The 25,135-nt window shown below is 64.3% G+C and carries 26 protein-coding genes; 10 read left to right on the top strand and 16 right to left on the bottom strand.

The window, feature by feature from the left end:
• The first annotated feature begins 7 nt into the window (after positions 1–7).
• The 4 genes from ACIPY2_RS16585 (at position 8) to ACIPY2_RS16570 (ending at position 5,036) form a co-directional block, all read left to right on the top strand.
• Complete coding sequence (locus tag ACIPY2_RS16585) at positions 8–646, top strand: alpha/beta hydrolase (RefSeq protein ID WP_400267489.1); 639 nt, start codon at positions 8–10, stop codon at positions 644–646.
• A gap of 266 nt (positions 647–912) precedes the next feature.
• The gene (locus ACIPY2_RS16580) at positions 913–1,911 is read left to right on the top strand and encodes a LacI family DNA-binding transcriptional regulator (RefSeq protein ID WP_400267488.1); all 999 of its coding nucleotides are present in this window, start codon (positions 913–915) and stop codon (positions 1,909–1,911) included.
• An 8-nt stretch (positions 1,912–1,919) separates the two neighbouring features.
• Entirely contained in the window at positions 1,920–2,651 is a 732-nt protein-coding gene (locus tag ACIPY2_RS16575) for an HAD family hydrolase (protein ID WP_400267487.1), read from the top strand.
• A 30-nt stretch (positions 2,652–2,681) separates the two neighbouring features.
• Positions 2,682–5,036, top strand: coding sequence for a glycoside hydrolase family 65 protein (locus ACIPY2_RS16570; protein WP_400267486.1), 2,355 nt, complete (start codon positions 2,682–2,684; stop codon positions 5,034–5,036).
• 6 nt (positions 5,037–5,042) lie between these two features.
• Here the strand turns inward: ACIPY2_RS16570 and ACIPY2_RS16565 are convergent, their stop codons facing one another.
• The 3 genes from ACIPY2_RS16565 to ACIPY2_RS16555 form a co-directional block, all read right to left on the bottom strand.
• Positions 5,043–5,234 (bottom strand): YegP family protein, encoded by a 192-nt coding sequence (locus tag ACIPY2_RS16565; protein ID WP_400267485.1) that lies wholly within the window; start codon positions 5,232–5,234, stop codon positions 5,043–5,045.
• Positions 5,234–5,629 carry a hypothetical protein gene (locus tag ACIPY2_RS16560; protein ID WP_400267484.1) on the bottom strand — a complete coding sequence of 132 codons (396 nt, stop codon included), beginning with the start codon at positions 5,627–5,629 and terminating at the stop codon, positions 5,234–5,236. The genes ACIPY2_RS16565 and ACIPY2_RS16560 overlap by 1 nt, the downstream gene beginning before the upstream one ends.
• A 133-nt stretch (positions 5,630–5,762) precedes the next feature.
• Entirely contained in the window at positions 5,763–6,503 is a 741-nt protein-coding gene (locus tag ACIPY2_RS16555; RefSeq protein ID WP_400267483.1) for an ANTAR domain-containing protein, read from the bottom strand.
• A 262-nt stretch (positions 6,504–6,765) separates the two neighbouring features.
• Between ACIPY2_RS16555 and ACIPY2_RS16550 the strand changes: the two genes are divergently transcribed.
• On the top strand, positions 6,766–7,293 hold the full coding sequence (locus tag ACIPY2_RS16550; RefSeq protein WP_400267482.1) for a MarR family winged helix-turn-helix transcriptional regulator: 528 nt from the start codon (positions 6,766–6,768) through the stop codon (positions 7,291–7,293).
• On the opposite strand, the gene ACIPY2_RS16545 is transcribed toward ACIPY2_RS16550, so the two are convergent.
• The 6 genes from ACIPY2_RS16545 to idi are packed head-to-tail and all read right to left on the bottom strand — an operon-like array spanning position 7,288 to position 13,144.
• Entirely contained in the window at positions 7,288–8,559 is a 1,272-nt protein-coding gene (locus tag ACIPY2_RS16545) for a prenyltransferase (protein ID WP_400267481.1), read from the bottom strand. The two genes, ACIPY2_RS16550 and ACIPY2_RS16545, sit on opposite strands and share 6 nt — an antisense overlap.
• A complete protein-coding gene (locus tag ACIPY2_RS16540; RefSeq protein WP_400267648.1) occupies positions 8,556–8,912 on the bottom strand; it encodes a lycopene cyclase domain-containing protein in 357 nt (118 codons plus the stop codon). The genes ACIPY2_RS16545 and ACIPY2_RS16540 overlap by 4 nt, the downstream gene beginning before the upstream one ends.
• Positions 8,912–10,597 carry a phytoene desaturase family protein gene (crtI, locus tag ACIPY2_RS16535; RefSeq protein WP_400267480.1) on the bottom strand — a complete coding sequence of 562 codons (1,686 nt, stop codon included), beginning with the start codon at positions 10,595–10,597 and terminating at the stop codon, positions 8,912–8,914. Before crtI ends, ACIPY2_RS16540 begins: the two co-directional genes overlap by 1 nt.
• Positions 10,594–11,499, bottom strand: a complete 906-nt coding sequence (locus ACIPY2_RS16530; RefSeq protein ID WP_400267479.1) for a phytoene/squalene synthase family protein — start codon at positions 11,497–11,499, stop codon at positions 10,594–10,596. Before ACIPY2_RS16530 ends, crtI begins: the two co-directional genes overlap by 4 nt.
• Positions 11,496–12,599: a polyprenyl synthetase family protein gene (locus ACIPY2_RS16525; protein ID WP_400267478.1), complete on the bottom strand. Its 1,104-nt coding sequence runs from the start codon at positions 12,597–12,599 to the stop codon at positions 11,496–11,498. Before ACIPY2_RS16525 ends, ACIPY2_RS16530 begins: the two co-directional genes overlap by 4 nt.
• Entirely contained in the window at positions 12,596–13,144 is a 549-nt protein-coding gene (gene idi, locus ACIPY2_RS16520; protein ID WP_400267647.1) for an isopentenyl-diphosphate Delta-isomerase, read from the bottom strand. The genes ACIPY2_RS16525 and idi overlap by 4 nt, the downstream gene beginning before the upstream one ends.
• A gap of 83 nt (positions 13,145–13,227) precedes the next feature.
• On the opposite strand from idi, the gene ACIPY2_RS16515 reads away from it, so the two are divergent.
• Complete coding sequence (locus ACIPY2_RS16515) at positions 13,228–13,791, top strand: MarR family winged helix-turn-helix transcriptional regulator (RefSeq protein WP_400267477.1); 564 nt, start codon at positions 13,228–13,230, stop codon at positions 13,789–13,791.
• 13 nt (positions 13,792–13,804) lie between these two features.
• Here ACIPY2_RS16515 and ACIPY2_RS16510 read toward each other — a convergent pair whose 3' ends face one another.
• The 4 genes from ACIPY2_RS16510 to ACIPY2_RS16495 form a co-directional block, all read right to left on the bottom strand.
• Complete coding sequence (locus tag ACIPY2_RS16510; protein ID WP_400267476.1) at positions 13,805–15,055, bottom strand: Nramp family divalent metal transporter; 1,251 nt, start codon at positions 15,053–15,055, stop codon at positions 13,805–13,807.
• A 101-nt stretch (positions 15,056–15,156) separates the two neighbouring features.
• A complete protein-coding gene (locus ACIPY2_RS16505) occupies positions 15,157–15,975 on the bottom strand; it encodes a CPBP family intramembrane glutamic endopeptidase (protein ID WP_400267475.1) in 819 nt (272 codons plus the stop codon).
• 12 nt (positions 15,976–15,987) lie between these two features.
• The gene (locus ACIPY2_RS16500) at positions 15,988–17,799 is read right to left on the bottom strand and encodes a thiamine pyrophosphate-requiring protein (protein WP_400267474.1); all 1,812 of its coding nucleotides are present in this window, start codon (positions 17,797–17,799) and stop codon (positions 15,988–15,990) included.
• Positions 17,800–17,851: 52 nt separating this feature from the next.
• Positions 17,852–18,703 carry a LysR family transcriptional regulator gene (locus ACIPY2_RS16495; protein ID WP_400267473.1) on the bottom strand — a complete coding sequence of 284 codons (852 nt, stop codon included), beginning with the start codon at positions 18,701–18,703 and terminating at the stop codon, positions 17,852–17,854.
• Positions 18,704–18,789: 86 nt separating this feature from the next.
• Between ACIPY2_RS16495 and ACIPY2_RS16490 the strand changes: the two genes are divergently transcribed.
• Entirely contained in the window at positions 18,790–19,629 is an 840-nt protein-coding gene (locus ACIPY2_RS16490) for an EamA family transporter (RefSeq protein ID WP_400267472.1), read from the top strand.
• Here ACIPY2_RS16490 and ACIPY2_RS16485 read toward each other — a convergent pair.
• Entirely contained in the window at positions 19,626–20,414 is a 789-nt protein-coding gene (locus ACIPY2_RS16485; protein ID WP_400267471.1) for a TIM barrel protein, read from the bottom strand. The two genes, ACIPY2_RS16490 and ACIPY2_RS16485, sit on opposite strands and share 4 nt — an antisense overlap.
• Positions 20,411–21,586 (bottom strand): Gfo/Idh/MocA family oxidoreductase, encoded by a 1,176-nt coding sequence (locus tag ACIPY2_RS16480; RefSeq protein ID WP_400267470.1) that lies wholly within the window; start codon positions 21,584–21,586, stop codon positions 20,411–20,413. The genes ACIPY2_RS16485 and ACIPY2_RS16480 overlap by 4 nt, the downstream gene beginning before the upstream one ends.
• A 555-nt stretch (positions 21,587–22,141) precedes the next feature.
• Here ACIPY2_RS16480 and ACIPY2_RS16475 point away from each other — a divergent pair.
• Positions 22,142–23,131 (top strand): LacI family DNA-binding transcriptional regulator, encoded by a 990-nt coding sequence (locus ACIPY2_RS16475; RefSeq protein ID WP_400267469.1) that lies wholly within the window; start codon positions 22,142–22,144, stop codon positions 23,129–23,131.
• A 70-nt stretch (positions 23,132–23,201) separates the two neighbouring features.
• On the opposite strand, the gene ACIPY2_RS16470 is transcribed toward ACIPY2_RS16475, so the two are convergent.
• Positions 23,202–23,369 carry a hypothetical protein gene (locus ACIPY2_RS16470; protein ID WP_400267468.1) on the bottom strand — a complete coding sequence of 56 codons (168 nt, stop codon included), beginning with the start codon at positions 23,367–23,369 and terminating at the stop codon, positions 23,202–23,204.
• A 200-nt stretch (positions 23,370–23,569) separates the two neighbouring features.
• Here ACIPY2_RS16470 and ACIPY2_RS16465 point away from each other — a divergent pair, with 200 nt between their 5' ends.
• Complete coding sequence (locus tag ACIPY2_RS16465; protein WP_400267467.1) at positions 23,570–24,376, top strand: hypothetical protein; 807 nt, start codon at positions 23,570–23,572, stop codon at positions 24,374–24,376.
• Positions 24,360–25,109 carry a LamB/YcsF family protein gene (locus tag ACIPY2_RS16460; protein WP_400267466.1) on the top strand — a complete coding sequence of 250 codons (750 nt, stop codon included), beginning with the start codon at positions 24,360–24,362 and terminating at the stop codon, positions 25,107–25,109. The genes ACIPY2_RS16465 and ACIPY2_RS16460 overlap by 17 nt, the downstream gene beginning before the upstream one ends.
• Positions 25,110–25,135 lie beyond the last annotated feature (26 nt).

Raw genomic sequence — 25,135 nt, 5'->3', positions numbered from 1 at the left:
CGTGCCCATGGATTCAGTGGTTTGGTCGAAGCCCGAAAACCAGCGCGCGGGCACGCCTTTATTGGTGATGCTGCACGGTTACGGGACCAGCGAGGAACGCATGGCTGCGCTGTTTCCGCACCTTCCGCAGGAATTTACGTGCGTGGCACTGCGCGGCCCCAAGGTCATCGGTGACCACTACGGCTGGTTCCTCCTGGACTACTTCCTGACGAACGACTTCGCAGATGTCATCACTTCCACCAACAGGGTGTTCGACTGGATCAACGCAGTCCGGAAGAACCACAGCAGCGTGAGCCTCCTGGGCTACTCGCAAGGCATGGCAATGGCCAGCACGCTCCTGCGCTTGAAGCCGGAACAGTTTGCCGCCACGGTGGGCCTCTCCGGATTCGTGCTGGACAACGATCTCCTAGCCCTGAGTGAGTCGTTTGATGTCCCGCCACCTTTCTTTTGGGGCAGGGACAAAGCCGACCCCGTGATCAACGAGGACGCCATTGCCCACACGGAGGAATGGCTGAACGCCAACACCGCCCTCACGGCACGGACTTATCCGGGGATGGGCCACAGGATCGAGCCCCCCGAACTCGTTGATGTCAGCGCATTCCTCCGCTACTACGTCCTCGGCCCCGGGGCAACCCAGCCCAACTAGGGGACAGCACTTGTCCTACTGAGGCTTCAATGGAGCGTTATCTGTCCCCCAGTTGGGGGGAGGGGGGATTAGACGGCATCCGGGGTCCTTGAAGCAACACCTCGGTGAGATTCGCGTCACAATTCCGTATTCAGGACCACTCTGTTGAATGACAAAATTGTAAGCGCTTACACTTTTGGCTGCGGCGCCCGGAATGCGGGACCGTGCTATGTGCGGATCACGTATGGAAAGGGTTGAGGCCGTGTTGAATGGTTAGGACTCAAAGGGTGACGATACAGGACGTTGCACTCCTCTCGGGGTTGTCCATCTGTACCGTCTCCCGGGCACTCAGGAACCTCCCCAACGTTTCTGAAAAGGCCCAGCGGCAGGTGGCCGAGGCCGCAAGCAAACTCGGCTATAAAGCCTCGGCCGCCGCTTCCAGGCTTGCCGGCGGGAATACAAGGTCCGTAGCCATCATTGCCCCCACGGCCACCACCTGGTTCTTTGCCCAGGCCGTCGAGGCTGCCGAGGAAGTGTTCGTCGACAGCGGCTACGACACAGTGCTGGTCAGCCTGCGCAACAAGAAAAGCGTGAAGGAGCAGGTCTTCGGCGACCTGGAGCGACTGGCCCAGAGAGTGGACGGCGTGCTGCTGCTCAATGTTGACCTCGACCCCGCGGAAGTGGGATCGTTGGAAGCTTCCGGGCTTGCAGTGGCCAGCGTGGGCATGCGCAATGTTCCGTGGGACAATGTTGGTATCGATGACGAACACGCAGCGTGGCGGGCAACCTCACACCTGCTGGAGTTGGGCCATTGGAATTTGGCCGCGCTCACGAGTACCGAACCCGTTCCCGCGGACATTCCCAGGTACCAGGGTTTCTGCCGCGCTTTGGATGACCACCACCTCACCGTCCACCCGGACCTTGCGGTGGCCTGCGATCCGACCATTGACGATGGCCGCCGGGCAATGACCGAGCTCATCGCCCGCGGCGGGAAGCCAACGGCGCTGTTCGCCCATTGTGACGAGGCAGCGTTCGGTGCGTTGATGGCCCTGCGGGAGCATGGCCTGTCCGCACCGAAGCACATGTCGGTGATCGGGATCGACGACCACCCCATGAGCTGGTTCCTTGGCCTGAGCACGGTGGCGCAGCCCGTGGCCGACCAAGGCGCCTTCGCGGCCAACCTGCTCTGCGAGAGACTCCTGAATACCGAAACCCCCAACCGACCCTCCAACCACCTGCTCGATACCAAGCTCATCGAACGCAAGACCACGCGCCACAAGCGCTGAACGGAACAATGCACATGACTGACCTTCGTACTGCCTGGACCGGCGCCTCCGCGCTGCTTTTCGACCTCGACGGCGTGCTGACGCCAACTGCCGTGGTGCACGAGCAAGCGTGGCAGGAACTGTTCGACGGCTACCTTGCGGAACAAAACCATCCCGAGGGCTACCGGGAGAGCGACTACTTCGACCACATCGACGGCAAGCCGCGCTTCGACGGTGTCCGGGACTTCCTCACCTCCCGCGGCATCACCCTGCCGGAGGGACCGGCGGACGATGCCCCCACCAGCCAAACGGTCCAGGGCCTGGGGAACCGCAAGAACGCCATCTTCAACGAAATCGTCGATACCCGCGGCGTGGAGCCCTACCCGGGCTCGGTCAAGTTCATCAACGCCGCCCTCGAGCAGGGCATGCATGTGGCCGTGGTTTCTTCCTCCCGCAACGCTCCCGCCGTGCTGAAAGCCGCCGGACTTGACCACCACTTCGAGGTGGTGGTTGACGGCCAGGTGGCTGCCGCCGTCGGGCTTCCCGGAAAGCCGGACCCCGCAACGTTCACCTATGCAGCCTCCCTGCTGGGCGTCCCCACGGAAGAATGCATCGTGGTGGAGGACGCGGTGTCCGGTGTCCAGGCCGGCAGCGCAGGCAACTTCCAGGCCGTCATAGGCGTGGACCGCGGTGCAGGCCGCCAAACCCTGCTCGAAGCCGGCGCGACGCTGGTGGTAGACGACCTCGACGACCTTCTCTGACCCTACTTTTTCGAAGGACTTCAACAGCCCATGGCACTCATCAGCTCTGACCGGCTGCGTTTCCCTTGCGAGCCTTGGAAACTCGTGGAGAACATCCACGTCCCCGGCGACGAAGGAACACTGGAAACACTGTTTGCGCTTGGCAACGGCCACCTTGGTATCCGTGGCGCCCACTCAACCCGTGGCGACGGCGAACTTCCGGGCACCTTCATCAACGGTTTCCACGAGATCTGGGACATCAAGCACGCCGAAAACGCTTACGGCTTCGCCCGGACGGGCCAGCGGATCGTGTACGTCCCGGATGCCAACAACTTCACGATTTCCATTGACGGCGAAATCCTGAGCCTGGCCGAATCCACGGTCCTGAACTACCACCGCAGCATCGACTTCTCCACCGGCGTCTACGAGGAAACCACCACGTGGGCCTGCCGTTCCGGTGCTACCGTGACCACGGTGGAGCGCCGCGTGGTGGGGTTCGATTCCCGCGGATGCCTCGGCTTGGAACTGAGCGTCAGCGCCGACCGGGACGTGTCCGCGGACATCACGTCCGCGGTGGTCAACCGGCAGGACCAGCCTGTTGAGGACCACTCGGTGCACGACCCGCGCCGTTCCGGACGCCACGCCGGCCGCGTCCTTTTGCCCCTGCACATCCAGGGGGCCGACGGTTCGCTGCGGCTCGCCTGGGAAACCTCGGAATCACGCCAGCGTGTTGCCCTGGCAGTGGACCACTCGATCTCGGCCGAGTGGCAGCCCTTTGAGACGCTTGTCGCGGAGGACGAATCATCTGTCCGGTACGTCCTTGCCATCCACGAGGGTGAGGCATTCCGCCTGCAGAAGACCGCCAGCTACGTTGTGGCCGGGGCTTCCAGCGACGAAGACCGCGGAGAGAACCTGGCTGCGGAGGCGGAAGCCAACCTGGTGACCTTCGACGAGGTCCTGCGCCAGAGCCTTGCGCACTACAACGACTACTGGACCACCGCGGACATTGCGATCGGTGGACAACCCGAACTCCAACAAGGCGTCCGCTGGGCCCTCTTCCAGTTGGCCCAGGCGACGGCGCGGGCCGGGGTTGCCGGTATTCCGGCCAAGGGCGTGAGCGGTTCAGGCTACGAGGGCCACTACTTCTGGGACCAGGAGGTGTACCTCCTGCCGTACCTGACATACACCAACCCGGACGGCGCCCGGAAGGTGCTTGAGTCCCGGCACGCCATGCTTCCCGACGCCCGGGTCAGGGCCAAGGAGCTGAGCGTGGACGGGGCGCTGTTCCCGTGGCGCACCATCAATGGCCTCGAAGCGAGTGCGTACTATGCCGCCGGAACCGCCCAGTTCCACATCGCGGCGGCTATCGCGTTCGCGGCAAACCGATACCAGTGGGCCAGCAGCGATGCAGGATTCCAGTCGGAGATCGGCGCGGACTTGCTGATCGAAACCGCGCGGATGTGGGCTTCCCTGGGCTTCTTCGGCAAGGACGGCATGTTCCATATCCACGGCGTCACGGGTCCTGACGAGTACACCGCCGTGGTCAATGACAACCTGTACACCAACGTCATGGCCCGCTTCAATCTGCGTGCCGCAGCGGCGCTGGAGCATGCGGGCATCCCGGATACCGAACGCATGGTGTGGCGCCAGGCTGCAGAGCGCATGTCCCTGCCCTACGATCCGCACCTGCAGGTCTTCAGCCAGGACAACGACTTCATGACCCTGGAGCCGTGGGACTGGAACACGCCCAAGTCCAAGTACCCGCTGCTGCTGAACTTCCACCCCTTGGTGATTTACCGCCACCAAGTGCTCAAGCAGGCCGATACGGTGCTGGCGATGTTCCTCCAGTGGCAGGATTTCACCGCCGAGGAGAAGCAGCGCGCCTTCGACTTCTACGATCCCATCACCACCGGCGACTCCACCCTGTCCGCCTGCGTGCAGGGCATCATGGCGGCCGAGATCGGATATGGCGAGCTCGCGCTGAAGCACTTCACCGATGCCCTGTTCATCGACTTGGACAACTCGCACGGGAACACGATCGACGGCGTGCACATCGCCTCCACCGGCGGCATCTGGAGTTCGCTGGTTTGTGGCTTCGCGGGCATGCGCGACCAGGGCGAGGTGCTGCGGTTCGACCCCCGCCTGCCTGACGGTTGGGAGAGTCTCTCCTTCCGGCTCAGGGTCCAGGGACGCCTGCTGTCCGTGGACCTGTCGCAAGGCTCCATGGGCCTGGCACTCGTTGAGGGTCAGGACAGCAGCAATGAGCCATTGCGCGTGCAGGTGCGTGATCACGAGGTCACGGTTGGTCCGGCAGCTGTCACGGTTCCGCTTGACGCCGTCCCCGTGCCGCCGCCGTCGGTCTTCCCGAGTTCGTTCCCGACGGCGGGCCTTCCGATCCTGGGTTAGCAGCGGTCAGTTGGCGCTGGCTGTGTGGTCCTCGACCAGGCCGCTTGCTGCGATTTCGCGCAGCGAGTAGATCCCTTTCGCGGCTGAGTCCTTGTCATGGAACGGCATGGACAGCGCCAGCTCGGTGCCCTCGGCGTCCACCAGCCTCACCTGGCAGTCGCCGCCGACGGCATCGATGAGTTCGAAGTGCCCGGCCATCACACGGCACCCCGTTCTCCCGGTGCGGGTAACGTCAGTACTTTTGCCGGTCCCGGGGACCCGCCGCTTGCCGGGTGGGCGGCCATGGCTTTCTGCCGTCGGCGGTCAAGCTCGGTGGAAACAAGTTCCAGCAGGGCCTGGGCAGGCTCTGAGAGATGGTGCGTTTCTGCCGAGCCCAATTGGTCGCAGTGCACCAGGACATGGCGGATGCGTTCCAGTTCGCGGGTGGGGACCAGGGGCCAGCGCCGGAAGAGTTCGCGGACGGCCAGCGCCCCAAGGAGGGCATCGGGCTTGGTGGGCAGATCGTGCGGCCGGTTTGCTCCTCGTCGAGCAATGGGGGCTGCAAAGGGAGCTACACCGTGGGCGTGGGCGGCTTGGACGGAATTGGGGGCCATACGGACCTCCCGAAAATAGAGCGAAGGAAGCCGGCTGCCTGACTAGAAAATAAGCTTACAGAATGTGAGTTATGTCATGTCAATAATTACGCAATATGTTGGGCAAATGATAGTAGGCTTCGCGAACTGTTGATCAGTCCTCGAAGTGGGCCGGCTTTGTGTGGGGTTGCCCGGCCATCCGGTCCACGATCTCCTGGGCAACATCGCGCAACTTGCGGTTGCGGTCGCTGGAGGCCCGCCGCAGGATCTCAAAGGCTTCGTCATGGGAGCAGCGGTTCTGCGCCATGATCATTCCGCAAGCCAGGTCGATGACCGTCCTGCTCTCCATGGCGGTCCTGAGATCGTCTCCCCGTTGGTCCGCGGCCGCAATCCTGACGGCCAGGCGCAAGGCTTTGCTGGACATCGCCACGAACAGCACGGCGTCGTCGATGGCTTTCCTGGTGAAAACCCCGGGTTCCGCGGCGAAGAAGTTCAGCACAGCAGCTGATTCCTCCCCAAGTTCCATGGGAACACCCAAAGCGCTCGCAATGCCGGCCGCCAACAGGGCTTCCGAGTAGTCCGGCCACCGGGGATCGCTGGCGGCGTCTTCCAGGACCTTGGGGACTCCGCTGTCCAGGGCATCCACGCAGGGGCCCTCGCCCATGGCCTGCTCAATCCGGTCCAGGGTGATGGCCCGCTCGCTGCTGCCGCCGATGGTGGCCGTGCGCTTCCTGCGGCGCAGTGTGACGGCGCACTCGATGTGCACGCCGATGGCCCCGCTCATCATGGCAGCGGAGAACCCGGTGAGCCCGTCCAGGAATTCCTTGATGTCCTCTGTGCCGGCGATGAGGTCGACCAACTGTTCGAAGTCCTCGGCCCTATCTTCAGCAGTCATGGTTCCCAATGTAAGCTCCGATCATCCCAAGCGCTATCTGTCACGGCCGCTGCGTACGCGAACGGCGGCAGGTCTAAACGCGTACGGACGATCACTGCTGCGCCGAGCAGTGCCAACCACCAGGCTCACGGTCACCGAAAGTTGGCGAATGAAATCCGACTTTATTCTATTCATGTGGATAGCCTCTTTCCCTGTGGGCCCTCTCCGGACTTAGTATCAGATGCTAGGTAAACGAGCATTATGCTTTGCGAAGGATTGTTGGATGGACGCACACGGCCACGCCAAGGGCTATTGGTACGGGAAAGACCCTGGGCAGAAGGAACTGGCCGTGGGCGTCTTGAACGCCCTCCGTGACTACCGGGTTTCGGAACAGGCCATGCGCAAACGGACCCGTTCGTCCATGCTGATGGGCGAAAAGGACCTGCTTGCCCTGAGGTACCTTTTCGAAGCGGAGGCCGACGGCCGCGTGATGAAGCCCAAGGATCTTGGTGACCGCCTTGGCATAACCTCGGCGTCCATGACCACCTTGATAGACCGCCTTGTTGATTCCGGCCACATTCGCCGTGAGCCGCACCCCACTGACCGCCGGGCATTGATCCTGCGTCCCACTCCCGCCTCGGACCAGGAAGTCCGGCACACCCTTGGAGCCATGCACCGCAGGATGCTGGACATCGCCGCTTCCCTGAGTGCCGGGGAAGCGCAGGTAGTGATGGGCTTCCTTCAGCAGATGAGCGCAGCCCTGGACACCGTCGACGACGAGCCGGAGGCTGGCGGATCCCCGCACTCATGACGTGATGTTCCATTGCAGGATGAGGATCAGCGTGACAAGGAATCCCGAACCGTAGTTGAGCAGGATAAACCGCCGCCACGCGGTGTTGGTGCGTGCCGCCGTCGTGTCCGTGACGTTCCACCACGGTGCGCAGTTCACGACGTACGGAATGGCGACAATAGCCGCAAGCGGCCCGGGCCACGGGGTGGCCAGCATGGCGAGTCCGGCGAGCAGCCAGAGTACGACGGCGAGCCGCACCGTGGCGCGGGCACCGATCACCGTGGCGATTGAACCGATACCGGCCTGCCGGTCCGGCACGATGTCCTGCACCGCACCAAACGCGTGCGCCGCCATGCCCCAGACAAAGAACGCGGCCAGCAGGATGATGAGGCCGGGGGTCACCTCCGCTCCGGCGATCGCCAGGCCGACGACGGCGGGGCTCACGAAGTGCGTGCTGGATGTGATGGAGTCCAGCAGGGGCTTCTCCTTGAACCGGAGTCCGGCGGCGGAGTAGGCCACCACCGCGAAGGCGCTGACGGTTAGGCTCAGCCAGGCAGCAGGTCCACCGGCGACGGCCAGGACCACCAGGAACGGGATGTTCGTCAGCGCTGCGAGCCAGAGCATGGGCCGGTGCAGCCGGGGTGGGAGCAGGGCCCCCTCGATCCCGCCCTTGCGCGGGTTCTGCAGGTCCGAGGCGTAGTCGAAAACGTCGTTGATCCCGTACATCGCCAGGTTGTAGGGGACCAGGAAGTAGAAGGTTCCCAGGACGAGGACCCAGTCGATCTCCCGGTTGGTAAGCAGCATCGCCGTGGCGAAAGGGTAGGCAGTGTTGATCCAACTGACGGGCCGGGACGCAAGGAGAGCCTGCGAAAGAAGTCCGGCGGGCCTTGCTCCGGAGGGGTCTCCGGGCTGGGAGAGCGCAGGGCCGCGGGCTTGGTTGTGGCCGTCCTCGCGGTCCTTTGTGCGATGCGTCAGCCACAGCCAAAGCCCGGGAAGCAGCAGCACGGCGGCGAGCGGATAAGCGAAGTCCTCCAAGGGCGCCAAACCGATCTTGAGGCCTAGGAGATGGGCATCGTCGTAGTGGAACAGTTCCATGCCGATCATGACCGAATCGAACACAGCCGTTAGCACCGCCAGTGCCGCGAACGCGAGGCCAACTGCCTGCCAGTGGCGGCCGTCGCTGGGGCCGCCCGCAGTGGCGGGTGCCGCTGTCGCGGCCCGTGCCAGGGCGAACCCCGCCACTGCCGCGGCGGCTACGAAAGCCAGCGCGAGCCAGAAGTACGTCATGCGTTCTCACGCTCGCGATCCTCGCTGGCGGATCGCGTCGGCAGGGCTGCGAGCATCCGCCGGGCACCCGTGAACAGCACCATCGTGCACAGGACCAGGAACAACAGGAACACAGGTTCCTCCAGAGGCAGCTCAGGGGCGATCAGCACGCCCGTGGCGATGGCACCTTCCCCGCGCAGGAAGATACCCAAGGCGATACCGGACAGGTCCCAGCCAAGGAGGAACAGCACCCCGACGACGGTGACAATCGCCGCTGCTTTCGCATCGCGCCAGAAAAAGAGGCGGAACCGGTGGTCCAGCAAAAGCATGCAGCCGATGCCGGTAAGGAGGGACGCCAGATACACAATCCCCATCATCCGGCCCTTCCGGAAGCCCCGGCCGGACGCTTCGCAGTGACGTGTCGTTTGCTGGAACTCGGACCGGGGCTATGATCGCCGCGGATTCGCTTCAGGACCAGTTCTGCACTGATGAGGCACATGGGTACACCCACTCCAGGAGCTGTGGTGGCGCCGGCGTAGTAGAGTCCTTCCACTTTCCTGGAAGCGTTCTGGGCCCGGAACATGGCGCTCTGTCCCAAAGTATGCGCCGGTCCCAGCATGCCGCCGCGCCAGGAATGGTAGTCGCGGGCGAAATCAGCCGGCCCGATCGTGTGGCGGACCACGATGCGCTCGCGGAGGTCGGGTATGCCCGCCCAGGTGGCGATCTGCTCGACGGCGGAATCGGCCACCTGCTCAATCAGCTGGTCGCCCAATCCGTCAGGTCCTCCGGAGCCCAGCGAAGGATCGGCCGGGACGGGGACCAGGACAAAGAGGTTTTCATGGCCCGGGGGAGCGACCCCGGGATCCGTGGCACTGGGCTTGCAGACGTAGATCGAAGCCGGATCCGCGATCCGTGACGGCTTGTCGAAGATCGCGGAGAAGTTTGCCTCCCAGTCGCGGGTGAAGAAGAGGGAGTGGTGGGGCATTTCGGGGAGATGCCCCCTAATCCCGAGCATCACCAGGACTGCCCCGGGACCGCTGGTCCGGCGCTGCCACCAAGAACGTGGATAGCTTCGGTCGGTGATGTCCAGGAGGCTGGTTTCCGTGTGATGAAGGTCGGCCCCGGACACCACGTTGTCCGCCACGCTGAAGTGCTCTTGCCCGGCGCCATCACGCCACTTGACCCCGGTTACCTCACGGTTTCTGCGGACGCGGAAAGGCGCGGGCCGTTGGAAGTGGCCGTGGGGAGTGAAGCGGTCCTGCCCTTTGGGCTGCGCCTCGCGCGTAGCGATCCCCACTACTTCCGCCTCCGTCCGGATCCGCACACCCGCTTCAAGGGCAAGGGCTTCGAGCCGCTCCACAAGATGCCAAAAACCGCCCATCGGGTACTGCACCCCATCACCCAGGTCCAGGGCGCTCATCAGGTGGTACATCGCGGGAGCATCGGCCGGATTGGTGCCGAGGAAGACTGCCGGGTAGCCCAAGACCTGGCGAAGGACCGGGTTCCGGAATCGTGCTGCAATGAACTTTTCCAGGGGCGTGGCCAGCAAGCGGGCCAGCTCGGGAAGGCCGCGGACCACCTCGGGCTGAAGGAGGGCCTTGAGCTTGGTAAAGGGGTTGTAGAGGAAATAGCGTTCGGCCATGTCCGAGGTGTGCCTGGCCGATTCCAGATAGTCCGCCAAGCGGGCACCGCTCCCGGGTTCCAGCCTTTCGAACGCTGCCCGAACCTGTTCGCTGCCCAACGGGACGGTCAGCGGCACTGGTGTGCCGCCGTCGTGATCCGGTTCGCTGAAGACGCGGTATGCGGGACTGAGCGTGCGCAAGTCCAGTTGCTCCGAAGTGCTGGTTCCCAGCATCTCGAAGAAGTGGTCGAAAACGTTGGGCATGAGGTACCAGGACGGACCGGTATCGAAGCGGAAGCCTTCGCGCTCCAGGCTCCCGGCCCTGCCACCGACGCGGGGGAGTTTTTCCAGAAGCTGGACCTCGTGGCCCTCGCGGGCAAGGAGTGCGGCGGTGGCAAGCCCAGCGATGCCGCCGCCGATCACTACTGTCCTTGTCATCGGCGGGACTCCAGCCAGGTTGCGGCAACCGCCCGGGCGGCCAGTCCTGCTTTGAAGACGTCCGGTACGCGCACGCGGGATTCGTAGAGCTCGGCCACGGATGTCCTTTCAATCCTTCGGGCAAGGGCGGCGAAGAGTTCCAGGGCACTCCGCACTGCGGCGCGGGCATCGTGGGGGAGCAGCGGGATCACGGCCTCGGCATCCTTGAGCTGGGCGCGGATAGTAGCGACCCACTCCATCCGCTCCCTGTCCTCCAAGTGGTCAGCCGTGCCGAGGTAGCTCCGGCCCAGGCGCGTTGTGTCGTCTGAGAGGTCCCGGAGGAAGTTGATGTTTTGGAAAGCAGCTCCGAGCCGTCCGGCCCCGTACTCCAAAGCGGCGGCGTCGGCGTCGTCGATTTTCCTGCCGCGAAGGAAGACGCGCAGGCACATCAGCCCCACCACCTCCGCCGAACCGTAGACGTAGCCTTGGTGGGCCGTTGAGTCGAACCGAAGCGGTGCTGCCGGGGCGCTGTCCTGGTTGCCGAGGTCAGTCCGCATGGAGGCGAAGAAGGGATCAACCAGCGATTCATCGATTCCTGCTGCCCGGGCCGTCTGGGCAAAGGCATGGATGATGAGGTCGCTGCTGTATCCGATCTTGAGCGCCCGGTGGGTCTCCTCCACGAAGTGGTCCAGGGCTTCGCACTGCTGCCGGCGGCTCAGCCCCGCCTCGGCCGTGACGCCATCCACCAACTCATCGGCCACCCGTACCAAGGCATAGATGTTGCGGACGTGCTGGCGGTGCCGTGGACCCAAAAGCCGGGTGGCGAGTCCAAACGAGGTTGAGTAGGCCGCAATGACCTGGTTGGCGGCGCGTTCCGCGGTCCGCGTGAACTGGCTGAAGGATGTATCTACGTCCAGGCTCATGATTGCCGTCCTTCGAGGTGTCCGGACAGGTCCACCAGTACGCTGCGGACCTGGGCGGGGATGTGTTCGGTGCTGACCAGTTCGTGGAAGGCCCGGGTTTGCTGGTCGATGTGGCCTTGGACGAACGTCTCGGCACCGCACTCGGACAGCTGCCGCCGGACCTCTTCGGCCTCCGCGCCGGCTAGGTCGGGCCGGCCGAAGGAAGGCTCGATGGCTGCCCAGGCACTGGTTTTCCGGGCGTACGCGATGATGGCCGTTTGCTTGCCTTCCCTGAGATCGGAAAAGGGATCCTTGCCGTGATGCCGCGGATCGCCGAATGTGGACAGGAGGTCGTCCTGGAGCTGGAAGGCCAGTCCCAGATGGCGCCCGGCATTGGTGAGCGCAGACTCCAGGGAGGGTTCGACGCCGGCCAGCGCGGCTGCCGCGCGGAGGGGAAGTTCAAAGGTATACGTGGCGGTCTTGTAGCCGCACATCTTCAGGATGGTTTCCAGCTCGGGGGCAACGATCCCGTCTCCGAGTCCCACGTCCAGTTGTTCGCCGGCCACCGTCTCGTTGATCGTGTGCTCCAGGAGGTCCAGGAGGCGCAGCCGGAGCGGGTGGGCCAGGTCGACGCGGGCGAAGGCCTGGTGCGTTGCCGCCAAAAGCATGTCGCCCATGAGGATGCCGCCCGTCTGGGCCCAGTGCAGGGCACTGTCCGGCCTGCCGGCGTCGGGCCTTTCACCGGTAAGCGGCAGCTGGCCGGCCTCGGCAAGGAGGGCGCCAATGAGGTTGGGGCGGCCGCGGCGGACCAGGTCGCCGTCGATCACGTCGTCGTGGAGGAGGAAGGCATAGTGCAGAAGCTCGATGGCTGCCGCGATGCTGATTGCGGCTTCGCGGTCCTTGGCGCCTGGGGCGAGGGCGTCGTACGTTTCCACCAACAGCAATGGACGGACGAACTTGCCGCCGAGCACGTTTTCTCCGGCGATGGCCCATAAGCGGCCGAACTCGGGTCCATAGGCCTGGGCTTTCTGCGCCCGCGACTCGATCATGGTGCGCAGTTCCGCCTCGATGGCGGTGCAGAGGTTGGGTCGGGTCCGCACCACATTGGGCATGAGCGTCATGCCCTCGCTCCTGCTTGGAAGGCGCCGATTTCAAGCAGTTGCGGAAACTGCATGGCCAGCCACGGGCTGAAAGCTGCCGAGGTGTGCTCAAGTGCGCCGGACAACAGCCCGGGTGAAACCCAGACCCAGTCCGCTACTTCTGTGGGGTTGGGATGAAGCTCCCCGATGATGTGCGCAACGTACACCGGGCAGATCTCGTTTTCCACAATTCCGGAAGGGTCCATCGCGCGGTAGCGGAAGTCGGGGAGGGCCGTTTCGATCCGGGTGACGTCCGTCCCGAGTTCGAACCGTGCCCTGCGCATGATCGCTTCCTCAAACTCCTCGCCCGGGGCCGGGTGGCCGCAGAAGCTGTTGGTCCAGATGCCCGGCCAGGTCTTCTTCTCCGGCGACCTGCGGGTCAGGAGTAGTTCGCCGGAGCGGTTGAGAAGGTAGCAGGAGAACGCCAAATGGAGTGGCGTGTCCGTTGTGTGGACGGTTGCCTTGGGGGCTTCCCCTATGGGTGCGCCGGCGTCGTCTAGAAGGACGACCATCTCTGTCGTATTCATCATGAGCCTTCCTTCAACGCCAATATTGCTAGACAAGCTAGAAAGAAGACTACCATGTAGGCAGTTGGGTGTAACATACTCTCATGCTTAAAAGGGAAGAAGATGACGGTACGTCCTCTTCCCGTCTTTACGATCTGGAATCGAACGATCCGCTGCATCAACTCGTGGATCGGAGCGGTCTCACCGACGCCGACCTCAAGCAGATCAACCAACTGATGGCGGCACTCGGAAGGCTCAATGACGCGGAGCAGAGGCTCTCGGACGCGTCGTTGAAATACATGAAGCTCAACCCGTCGGACATGCGGGCGCTCCACTACCTGATTGTCTGCGCCAACAGCGGTGTCATAGCAACTCCGGGTGCCATCGCTGCGCACCTGCATATTTCGACGGCGTCAACCACCAAGCTGCTCGACCGCTTGGAACGCGCCGGGCACGTAACTCGGGAACCTCACCCCTCGGACCGGAGGGCCCTGGCCATCGCGGTGACGGACGAGACCCGGGACGCAGCCATGCGCACTGTCGGCCGCCAACACGCGCGCCGCTTCCTCGCCGCGGCCCGGCTCACGTCGGCGGAGAGGGACACTGTGATGCGGTTCCTCGACGATATGGCGGCTGAAATCTCGGTGGACAACACTACCTGGACCTAGGGCCGGCTTGGTCCTAGCTTTGGCCGGTCAACGTCAGCGTGATCAGCACGCAGTTCAGGCCGACAATGAGCGTGGCACTTGTCCATCCTGCGATTTTCAGCGGCCAGGAATCCGCGTGGATCCCCATCACTTCCTTCTTGCCCGTGAGCCGGATCAGCGGGATCAGTGCGAAGGGGATGCCGAAGCTGAGCAGTACCTGGCTCAGCACCAGGGCGAGGGTCGGTTCGATCCCCGCGCCAAGGATGATGAGTGCCGGGATCAAGGTGATGACCCGGCGGACAAGCAGTGGCACGCGGACCTTCAGCAGGCCTCCCATGATGGTGGCGCCCGCGTAGCAGCCCACGGAGGTGGAGGCCAGGCCGGAGGCGAGCAGCCCAATGGCGAAAATGACGCCGATCACTGGGCCCAGCGCACTGGTGACGGCCGCATGTGCGCCGGCGATGGTGTCTGTACCCTCTGTCCCGCGGAGGCTGGTGGCGGCCAGGAGCAGCATGGAAATGTTTACGACGCCGGCCAGGAGCAGGGCGCCCACCACGTCGAAGCGGGTCGCTTTGATGAGCCGGGTCCGGACGACTGGATTCTCTGAGAAGCCGTGCCTGTCCCGGGCCAGCGCGGAGTGCAGGTAGATGGCGTGCGGCATCACCGTTGCGCCGAGCATGCTCGCTGCAAGGAGGACGGTGTCGGTTCCTTCGAAGCGGGGAAGCAGGCCGCCGAGTGCGTCGCCGGCGTCGGGCGGGCTGACGAAGAGGCCAGCCATGAAACCGACGGCGATGACACCCAGCAGCACCAGGATCGCGTACTCGAAAGTACGTTGGCCGCGGCGTGATTGCAGCGCAAGAAGCAGCATCGACGCAATGCCGATGATGACGCCGCCGGTGAGCAGGGGCAGGCCAAAGAGCAGGTTGAGGGCAACCGCGCCGCCGATGACCTCAGCCATGTCGGTGGCACCGGCAACGATTTCGGCCTGGACCCAGTAGAGCCGTCGCCGCCCCGTTCCGAGGCGCTTGCCCAGGATCTCGGGAAGGCTCATCCCCGTAGCCAGCCCGAGCTTAGCGGATTGGTACTGCACCAGGACTGCCATTGCGTTGGCCGCCACCAGGACCCAGACCAGCAGGTATCCGTAATTGGCGCCGGCAGTGAGGTTTGCCGCGACGTTTCCTGGATCGACATAAGCGATGGCCGCTACGAAGGCCGGTCCGAGCATCAACAGTCTGGACCACACGCGGCCGGAGCCGGTGCGGAGTTCGAGCGTGGGTGCGGCCATGATCAATCCTCGTCATTGGGGCGTGCTGGTACTTACGAGGATAGCGAAAAGTTAGGCATACCGAAAAGTAGTGTTTAGGCATCCCGTGGACGGTGAACGGCTCAATACACAAACACCGGAAGCCAGTCGCGGTTGTGGGCGTGGACCAAGGCAAGGAAGAGCACGAAGTCAAAGATCAGGTGCACAGACACCACATACGTAAAAGACTTGGTCAGCTTGAACGTGTACCCCTGCAGGAGGGCGAAGGGGAATGTCAGCAACGGCCCCCACGCCTGGTATCCGATTTCCCACAAGAACGAGCAAAAGATGACTGCCTGCAGGAGGTTGGCAAGCCAGTCCGGGAAGTGCTGCCGCAGCAGGGTGAACGTGGTGCAGATAAAGAACAGTTCGTCCCAGATGCCCACGGTGTTCACGCCCAGGAACAGACGCCAAAAGATCGCGGGGTCCGAGGCATCGGGCCAATTACGATAGACGCCGGTGTTGATCAGGTACGCGGGCAGGATGAAATACCCAAGTGCTACCACCCCTGCGAGATAGAGTTTGGCCGCAAGGGGCCATTGCCGCCCCGTGTTCACCGGAGACCTGATGACATGCTCGCGGTACGCGAAACGGGACACCAGCCAGGGGACCAAGACCGCCAGTGCCAGTGCGCCGCCCATCAGCGCCATGTGGCCAAGGCTCAGGTCTGCGTTGAGCGGGACCAGGCTGATGATCACAACTCCGGCCGCGATCAAGGCCAGGTGCCGCATAAGCCGCACATCCACGAAGGCTGCCGTGAGCAAGGCAGATGCCAGCAGTGAGTAGCCCAGCAGGTCGTTTCCCAGGGCAAAGAGCGGCACTCCGGACACCGAGAGCAGCGCTGCCGGCAGCAGCTTCCAGCTGAGGGCCGTCCGCGGCGGATCAGTCGAGAGTGTGGTCACGCCTCCAGCATCTCAGGACTCCCGCAGCCGCGCTTCCCCTTCCGCATACGCGTCCAGCAGTCGCAGTGCGTGCTCCCCGGTCGAGCCTTCCCGACTGAGTGCGGACTGCATGCCCTCCAACTTCTGCTCACCCGCCGGGAAGGGCGGGAGCAGGGGAATGTTGGGATCCGTCAGGACCTCCAGCACCGCAGGCCGGTCGGCAGCGAGGACTTGGTCCCATGCGGCACCGAGCTGTGTTGGATCGTCCACGCGGACACCCTTCAAACCGAGCAACTCCGCGTAGCCGGCGAACGGGAAGTCGGGCAGTTCCTGGCTGGCGTTGAACCGTGGTTCGGCTTCGGTTTCCCGCTGCTCCCAGGAGACCTCGGCCAAGTCGCGGTTGTTGAAGACGCACACCACAAACCGGGGATCCGCCCAATCCCGCCAGCGGTGCGCCACTGTGATCAGTTCGGAGACGCCCAGCATCTGCATGCCGCCGTCACCCGCAAGGGCCACCAATGGCTGGTCGGGGTGCGCGAGCTTGGCCGCCAAGCCGTACGGAATCGCGCAGCCCATGCTTGCCAGCGTGCCGCTGAGGTGGGCGGGGACTCCCGGCGGGAGGATCAGTTGGCGCGCGTACCAATAAACGCAACTGCCGACGTCGATACTCACCTGCGCGTTGTGCGGTAGCCGGCCGCTCAGTTCGCGTACCACCAACTCCGGGTTTACCGGGTTGGCAGCAATTCCGGCGCGCTGTTCGGACAGCTTCCGCCAGCCGCGTACCTGTTCCTCGACGTCGGAACGCCACTGGGCGCGCTGGCTTTCCTTCTCCTGTTGCTGGGCGTCGAGACGAACCGAGAGCTGCCGCAGGGTTTCCCCGGCGTCGCCCACCAAGCCCAGCTCCACCGGGTAACGGTTGGCAATCTTGCGGCCGTCGATGTCGATCTGGACCGCCCTGGCCTGCCCCGGCTTGGGGTAGAACTCAGTCCAGGGGTCGTTGGAGCCGATGATCAGCAGGGTGTCGCAGTTTTCCAGCAGATGCGCACTGGACGTTGTGCCGAGGTGGCCCATGGTTCCTGTGGCGAAGGGGAGGGTTTCGTCGACGTAGGGCTTGCCGAGCAGGCTGGTGGTGATGCCCGCGTTGAGCTTCTCCGCGAGGTCCACTACTTCCTTTTGGGCTTTCCGGGCGCCTTGGCCAACGAAGAAGGCAATCCGCTCGCCTATGGACAGGATCTCCGTTGCGGCGTCGAGTTCTTCGTCGCGGGGCATTACGCGGGCAGGGTGCCAGACGGGGGCTGTCATCACAATGCCGTGTTCGGGCTCGAGCTCCGGTGCCTCGGCGGTCTGCAGGTCGTGCGGGACGATGACCACGCAGGGCGTGCGGGTTTCGAGCGCAGTGCGGAAGGCCCGGTCGATCAGCATGGGAACCTGCTCCGGGGAGCTGGCGAGTTGCGCGAACTGGGCGGCAACATCCTTGAAGAGCGTGAGCAGGTCGATTTCCTGCATGTAGGCCGAACCCAGCACGGTCCGGCTCTGTTGCCCGATGATCGCGACTACGGGAACGCCGTCCATTTTCGCGTCGTAAAGCCCGTTGAGCAGGTGGACTGCGCCCGGGCCTTGGGTGGAGGTGACCACGCCAACGCCACCGGTGTACTTCCCGTGGCCCACGGCCATGAATGCTGCAGCTTCCTCGTGCCGGGCTTGGACGAACTCCACTTCGCCTTCGGTGCGCCTGAGGGCTCCCATGAAGCCATTAATGCCATCGCCGCTGTAGCCGAACACCCTGTCAACGTCCCAGGCCTTGAGCCGTTCCACGATCAGATCCGAAACCATTCGCTGAGTCATGAACCCATAGTAAGCATACTGATGGATCTGGCGGCAGGGCAGGGCGGGGCCTTCAGGCGTAGACGAACTCCAGGAGCTGCACAATGGAGGCGCATTCCCGCGGCGGATCCTTCGTCAGCCACGCCGCATACACGGGGAGCGTTGGGGTGTCCCTGACCGGGCGATAAACGACGCCGTGCCGACGGTACTGATGGGCTGTGGACTCGGCCGTAATCCCGCGGGCAGAACCGCTGCCGATGACGGTCAGCCAATCGTCGATGTCACTGATGGGAATCACCTCCTGCGGGCGCATTTCCGCAGGCCAAAGCTCAAGGGTGGTGCTTCCGGTACGCAAGTCCATCGCCACAGGGAGCGCCGCGATCTGCGCCAGGCTGACGCTCCGCCGTGGGGCCAGGGGGTCCTCGATCGACATGGCGCAGTAGCGCTTTTCCTCACCGATACGGACATGTTCGACGCCGGCGGCTCCCGGGAGGCGCCGAAGGATGGCAAGATCGGTGGTCCCGTCCAGCAGCCCGCCGCTGGGGGTATTGGATCGGACAAGCTGCAACTCAGTATCACGGAAGCGGTCCTTCCAGTGGTGCTGGAAGGCGGTGGTGTGCTCGCCCAGCGCCGACCAGGCATAGCCGATCCGGACCCTTCCCGAGTCGCCACGGGCTTCACGCTCCAGGTCCAACAACGTTGCCAGGATCCGCCGGGCCTTCGCGGTGGCACGCTCACCGGCTGGGCTCAGCCTGACCATACGCGTGGTCCGCTCCAGCAGCGTTGCCCCGAGGGCCTGCTCGAGGGCCGCGACATTGCGGGAAACGGCCGCCTGCGACATTCCGAGGGCGATTGCCGCATCTGTGAATGTCCCCTCCTCAACCACTGAGACCAAGCACCGCAGCTGCCGCAATTCCACGTCCATGAGACCCATCCTATTCATGCATCATGTGCATAAATAGTGTCATTCATGCATTTAGTGGATAAGAACTTCCGGCTCACACTCTCACCATGAACAGAAGTGCTGCGGCGGGCGGAACCGCCACCTTGGTAGCCAGTGCGCTCTCCAACCAACTCGGAGCGGCGACGGGCTCCCTGGCGTTTCCCGTGATGGGCCCCGTGGGCGTGGTGGCGGTACGCCAGCTCGTGGCCGCGGCCGTCCTGCTTCCCGCCGTGCGTCCCAAGCTGCGTGAGCTGAACTGGCAGCAATGGTGGCCGGTGCTCCTGTTGGCACTCTCGTTCGGAACCATGAACCTGGGACTGTATGCCTCGATCCAGCGGATTGGACTGGGCCTTGCCGTGACCTTGGAATTCCTGGGGCCACTGGCTGTTGCCCTTGTCAGCTCGAGGCAAAAGGCCGGCGCCGTGTGTGCCATCGCCGCGGCTGCCGGCGTGGTGCTTATAGCCCGCCCCGAGGCCTCCACCGACCTCGTGGGTATTGGGTTTGGCCTGATGGCAGCGTGCAGTTGGGCCGCCTACATTCTCCTCAATCGGGTGGTGGGCCGTCGGATCCAAGGCATCCAGGGCACGGCTGCTGCCTCCGGAGTGTCGGCGACGCTCTTCCTGCCTGTCGCCGTGGTCGTTTTCCTGAGCCGGCCAGTGGATGGCTGGGCGGTACTGTGCGCCGTGGGCGCGGGTGTCCTGGCCTCGGTCCTGCCGTACGTTGCGGACCTGATCGCCCTGCGGCGTGTCCCGGCAGGCCTGTTCGGCATCCTGATGAGCATCAATCCAGTCTTCGCCGCGGTCATTGGTGCCCTGCTGCTGGGGCAGGAGTTGGAGTTGGTGCAGTGGGCGGGGATTGGCCTGATCGTTGCTGCCAACGCCGGAGTGTTGCTGCTGGGTCGGCGCTAGGAGAAGGCGGCCCGGAAGGCGGCCATCGCAGCGTCTCCCGCCTCGATGCCATGCCCACCCACAGCTCCCGCCTCCATGCCGACCACTCCCGAATACCCGGCCTCGCGAAGGGCCTTGGCAATCGCCGGATAGTTGATCTCACCGGTGCCGGGCTCGAACCGGCCGGGAACATCTGCCACCTGGATTTCGCCCGTGAACGGTTGGGCCGCCCGAACCAGCTCGATCAGGTTTCCCTCGCCGACCTGTGCGTGATAGAGGTCCAGCATCATCTTCACGTTCGGATGATCCACGGCCCGGACCAGCGAAAGCGTGTCCTTCGCCCGGGCCAGGGGAATGCCTGGGTGGTCAAGGATCGTGTTGAGGTTCTCCAAGGCGAAGGTGATGCCGTGCTTTTCGCCCAGGGCGCCCAGCTGCTCCAGGGTTCGGAGCCCCGTGAGCCACATTTCCCCGGTGGAGCGGTGGGTTGGCCGGACCGCACGCCCGCCTTCGCCGAGCTCGGCCGGGTGGACCACCATCCTCTCCACCCCCAGCTCCAAGGCGGTGGGGATCAACTTCTCCGCGGAAGCCAGGACTTCATGCGTGTTGGCAGGATCGATCACGCTGCCGCCAAAGTAGCCACTCATCGATGAGAACCCGGCGCCTGTTGCTGCAAGTGCGCCAATGTCACGGCCCCGGGTGTCCCACAGCTCTACCTCGAACCCTTGCTCATGGATCCGCCGCACGCGGTCGATCAGCGGCAATTCCCCGTAAACCATCTCCGCGCAGACGGCCAGGCGGAAGCTCATGCCTCAGCTCCCTGCAGGAGGCGGGACGGCAAGGCCCGGGCCTGCTCTGCAGCCTGGAGCACCGCGATCTCCGAAACCTCAACCGGCAGCCCGGTCTGCGCGGACTTGAAGGCAGCCAGGGCAACGGCCAGTGCATTCCGCGCATCCACCCCACCCGGCGCTGCCACGGGGGAAGCTGCCACAGCGGCAAACGAGGCGGCCGCCGTCGTGCCTTCCGGCGCGTATCCGCGGCGCGCTGCGACGTCGTCCGCAAAGGCGGCGAGCTCTGCCGTGTAGGCGTCATGGAAGAGGCGGATGTTCAGTCGTGACGTCTCGGAGGCGATGCCCGTGGCGGTGTAACTGGTGGCGTTCGTGGCTTGCGGAGTCCCCGCGATGACCATGCCGGCCGAGCCGAACACCTCGCCGCGGACGTCGTAGCCGTAGAGTGCGTTGAAGTTCGCTTCCGCCACCGCGATGGCGCCGTTGCTGTAAGTGACGGTCACGACGGCGGTATCCAGCAGGCCGCCCGCCTTGGCCCCGGGTGCCACCAAGGCATCGGCGACTGCGTGCACTTTGACGGGGATCGCACCGGGGTTGAGCCAGTTGAGGGTGTCGAAGTCGTGGATGAGTGTTTCCAGGAAGATGGTGCCTGGCGCGATCCGTTCCGGATTGCTGAGACCGGCTTCGGTGCCGGGATCGCGGGTCAGGGAGCGAAGCAGTTGCGGTGTGCCCACGGTGCCGTCGTCGATCAGTCTGCGGGCCGCCGCGAAGTCGCTTGAGTAGCGCCTGTTGAAGCCAAAGCGGAGCACGACGCCGGCACTCGCCGCTGCGTGGATGGCCGCGTCCAGTTCCGCCACGGTCCGCCCGCCAGGCTTCTCGCAGAAGATGTCCTTGCCGGCGTGGGCTGCAGCAGTGATCAGCTCGGCATGAAAGCGTAGCGGCGAGGCGATGAGCACGGCGTCGATGTCCGGATCCGCCAAGACATCGGCCACGTCTGTACTGATCTTGCTGGTGCCAAGTGTGGTGGCCAGCTCTTGGGCGGCGGAAAGAACGGGGTCGACGATCGCCTCGAGGCGTGCGTTCGGGATTCGGCGGGCGATGGACTCGGCGTGGAATTTGCCAATCCATCCTGCGCCGATCACCGCGATGCGCACTGGGCGCTCTTCTTCCACGGGGTGGTGGAGGTACGTCATTGGTGCTCCTTGGGCTGGTTGTATCTCAAACTAGATCGTTCTAGATTCCTGGACCCATGGTGGCATGGGTGACGGGGTGCTGTCTAGATCGTTCTAGATCAAGAAGGGCGCCGCCCATTATGCGCTGACAGTTGCCGCCCGAAGGCAAGAGGCAACGCCGGGGCCAGCAACAAAAGCAGCCCCACGCAGACCACAGTCCCCAGGCACGTCAGTGCCAGCAAACCAGCCATCAGAAGAGATGGATGTGTCGCAGTTCTGAATTATCTGAACTTTCTTTAAAACCCCCCGTCATGAATCCGAGGGGTCCGGCACATATCCAGTGCCCATGTCGTTGAACCGTGCGCTGTGCCGTCGCCCTTTTCGGCCCGCGTCCGCGTTCAACGCTGAGTTAGCAGCGGTGGATGTGGCGGGTTCTGGGGCCCGCCCGGGGCGCCGCCGCTGCACATAACCGGGCTAGTGCGGTCGGTCGTCTGAGTCGCGGCCGACCGCACGCTTAACTGTCCATGCCGCAGGTTCTGGATCGTTCTATAGACTGGGCTGCGGTAGAGGAGGGCGATGTCCCAAAAACGTCCCACGCTGATTGACGTGGCGGAAAAAGCCGGTGTTTCCCGTGCGCTGGTATCCATCGTGATGCGGGATGCCCCCGGCGCGTCCCAAGCAACGCGGCTGAAGGTCCGGGAAGCTGCCCGCCAACTCGGATACCGTCCGGACAGCCGCGCCAAGCTGCTCCGCAGCAGCCGAACAAAGCTTCTCGGGCTCAGCTTTACCACGGCCCAGGCGTTTCACGCCGAAATCGTGGATGCGGCCTATGCCCGGGCCACCGAGCGCGGTTACGGAATCGCCCTGAGTGCAGTTGCCGCAGCTCGCCCGGAACCGCAGGCGGTGGAGTCGCTGCTGGATCTCGGCTGCGAGGCCTTGATCATGGTTTCCCCCACACTTGGACAGCAGGAGCTGGCCGGCTACGCGGCAAGGTTGCCTGTGGTGAGCGTGCTCCGGGATGACGTCGGGGACGCGCTGGACTCCGTCAGCAGCAGCGACCACGAAGGCATCCGGATTGCCGTGGAGCACCTCGCCTCGCTCGGTCACCGGCGGATTGTCCACGTTGACGGGGCTGACGCAGTTTCCGGTCCCCAACGCAGGGAGGCCTTTGTGGCCGAGATGGGGCGCCGGGGCCTTGAGGCCCGGGTAGTCCAAGGTGGTCCCACGGAGGAGGACGGGCTCCGGGCGGCGCGCTTGATCCTGGAAAACCCGCCCACCGCAATCATGGCCTTTAACGACCGCTGCGCCCTCGGAGTGCTGGAAAGCCTCCGGGCCGGCGGGCTTCGCGTGCCACATGACGTCTCGGTGTTGGGCTACGACGACAGCCAATTCGCCCGCCTCAGCTACGTCATGTTGTCCTCCATCAGCCAGGACGCGCAGCTTCTGGCGAGTGCCGCCGTCGACCGTGCGATTGACCGTCTGGAAGGCACGACGCCGGCCGCCCACCTGGTCAGGACGCCTCACCTCGTGCTTCGTAACACCACCGGGCCGGCGCCGTCACACTGAGCGGGCATACTGAGCCGCCAGGCTGAGCGGGCAGGGAGGGCTTACTGCGGGGGAAGACCGGGGAAGAGACTCAGGAAGCGTCCTGCGGCGGGTCGTCCCCGTCGTCCGTGTCCGGACCTTCGGCGGGGTCCTGGCTGTGGAGGCCGGTATCCTGCGGGACCCATCCGTCCGTTTCGCCCTCGGCCGGGGCGTCCGTGTGGTGCCGGGGCTCGTACTCGGGCTTGTCGGTTTGGCTCATTACGGATACTCCCTGTCCGTTGGGTGGACTTGCTTCCGTGAATGCCCCAATTCTACGCCCCGGGCCTTCGCTTGTGGGGTCCGCTCTGCGCGGAATCGGGGCGTTATTGCAGGTAGGGCAGGCCTCACAATGATGCAGCGTGGCATAGGCTGAACCAAGCAGGTGCCAGCGTTACAGCACTCGACACATTAGAGGTGAAGATGCCCAAGCGACCCAACCCGGCGGTGAGAATCGCCCAGGAAACAGCCCACAACGCGGTGTTCGATGCCCAAGGCAACACCAAGCCCGGCGTCCACAATGTGCTTCTGAAGGCCGTGGAAGTACAGCGGCCGATCGTCTTGGCCAACATCAGGAGAATGCAGCGCCGGCACCCCAACGCCACGCCAGCCCAGCTCGCGGCGAAACTTGAGCGCGACTACCTCGCCGCAGTGGCGGGCGGGGGCGCAGGGGTGGGGGCCATCGCCGTCGTTCCCGGAATTGGGACCGCAGCTTCGCTGGGACTTTCGGCGCTCGCCACAGTCGGATTCCTTGAAACGACCGCACTCTACGCCTCCTCGATGGCCGAACTGCACGGAATCCGGCTGACGGATCCGGAGCGCGCGCGGACCATGGTTATGGCCATCATGCTGGGCGAGGAAGGTACATCCCTCCTCGGTGCGCTGAGCGGCCAATCCCTGGGACGGGGCAAAGGTGTGACCAATGCCTGGGGCCGTACGCTCACCAAGAAGATCCCGGGTAGCGGCTTTGGCGTGGTGCGTGACGCGATCCAACGTGCATTCCTGAAAAGCCTGGTCAAGCGGCAGGGGACCGCTTTCCTTGGCCGGGCCCTGCCCTTTGGCGTGGGCGCGGTGGTGGGTGGCGCGGGCAACCTGATGATGGGCCGTGCCGTGATCGCCACGGCGAAGGAAGCTTTCGGTGCCCTCCCGGACACGGTTCCGGGGGAGTTGCTGCCGGACAATGCCAAGACCCTGAGCCTGGAAGGCGGTACTAGTGGACCTCAACGCTGACCTCGGAGAGTCTTTTGGCTCCTGGACCATGGGTGACGACGCCTCGATGTTCCGCCTTGTGAGCAGCGCCAACGTAGCGTGTGGCTTCCATGCCGGTGATCCACTGACGATGCTGGACAGTTGCAGGGCCGCCTTCGATCTTGACGTCCGGGTAGGGGCGCATGTTGGCTACCGGGATCTGGCCGGATTCGGCAGGCGTTCATTGGACATGAGCTTCGATGAGCTGTTAGGCGATGTCCTCTACCAACTTGGCGCGTTGGATGGGGTGGCCCATGCCGTGGGTGCGTCCGTGGACTACGTCAAGCCGCACGGCGCCCTGTACAACAGGATTGTCCATGACACTGAGCAGGCAGAGGCCGTGGTGGCTGCAGTCCACGCCTACGATCCTGGTTTGCCGGTGCTCGGCTTGCCCGGCTCCGCTTGGCTGAATCTTGCAGAGGAGGCTGGGCACCCCGTTTTCCGGGAGGCTTTCGTGGACCGCGCCTATCTCGCTGACGGAACACTGGTCCCTCGCTCGCAGGAAGGTGCGGTGCTGCATGACCCCGCCGAGGTCGTGGCCCAAGCCGTTCGCCTTGCCACCCGCGGTGAAGTAGTGGCGCAGGACGGAACGATCGTTCCTGTCCACGCCGATTCCCTCTGCATCCATGGAGATACTCCCGGTGCGGTGGAGATGGCTGCCGCAGTCCGCAAGGGCCTGGAACGGGCAAGCGTGGAGATCGAGGCGTTCGCCTAAAAATTTCGCTTCACTGAAGGAGGCCC

It is taken from the genome of Paenarthrobacter sp. NPDC089675, from assembly GCF_044749185.1.
Classification (GTDB): domain Bacteria; phylum Actinomycetota; class Actinomycetes; order Actinomycetales; family Micrococcaceae; genus Arthrobacter.
Note: the sequence above shows the minus strand (reverse complement) of the source record. Positions and strands in the feature narration are given on the sequence as shown.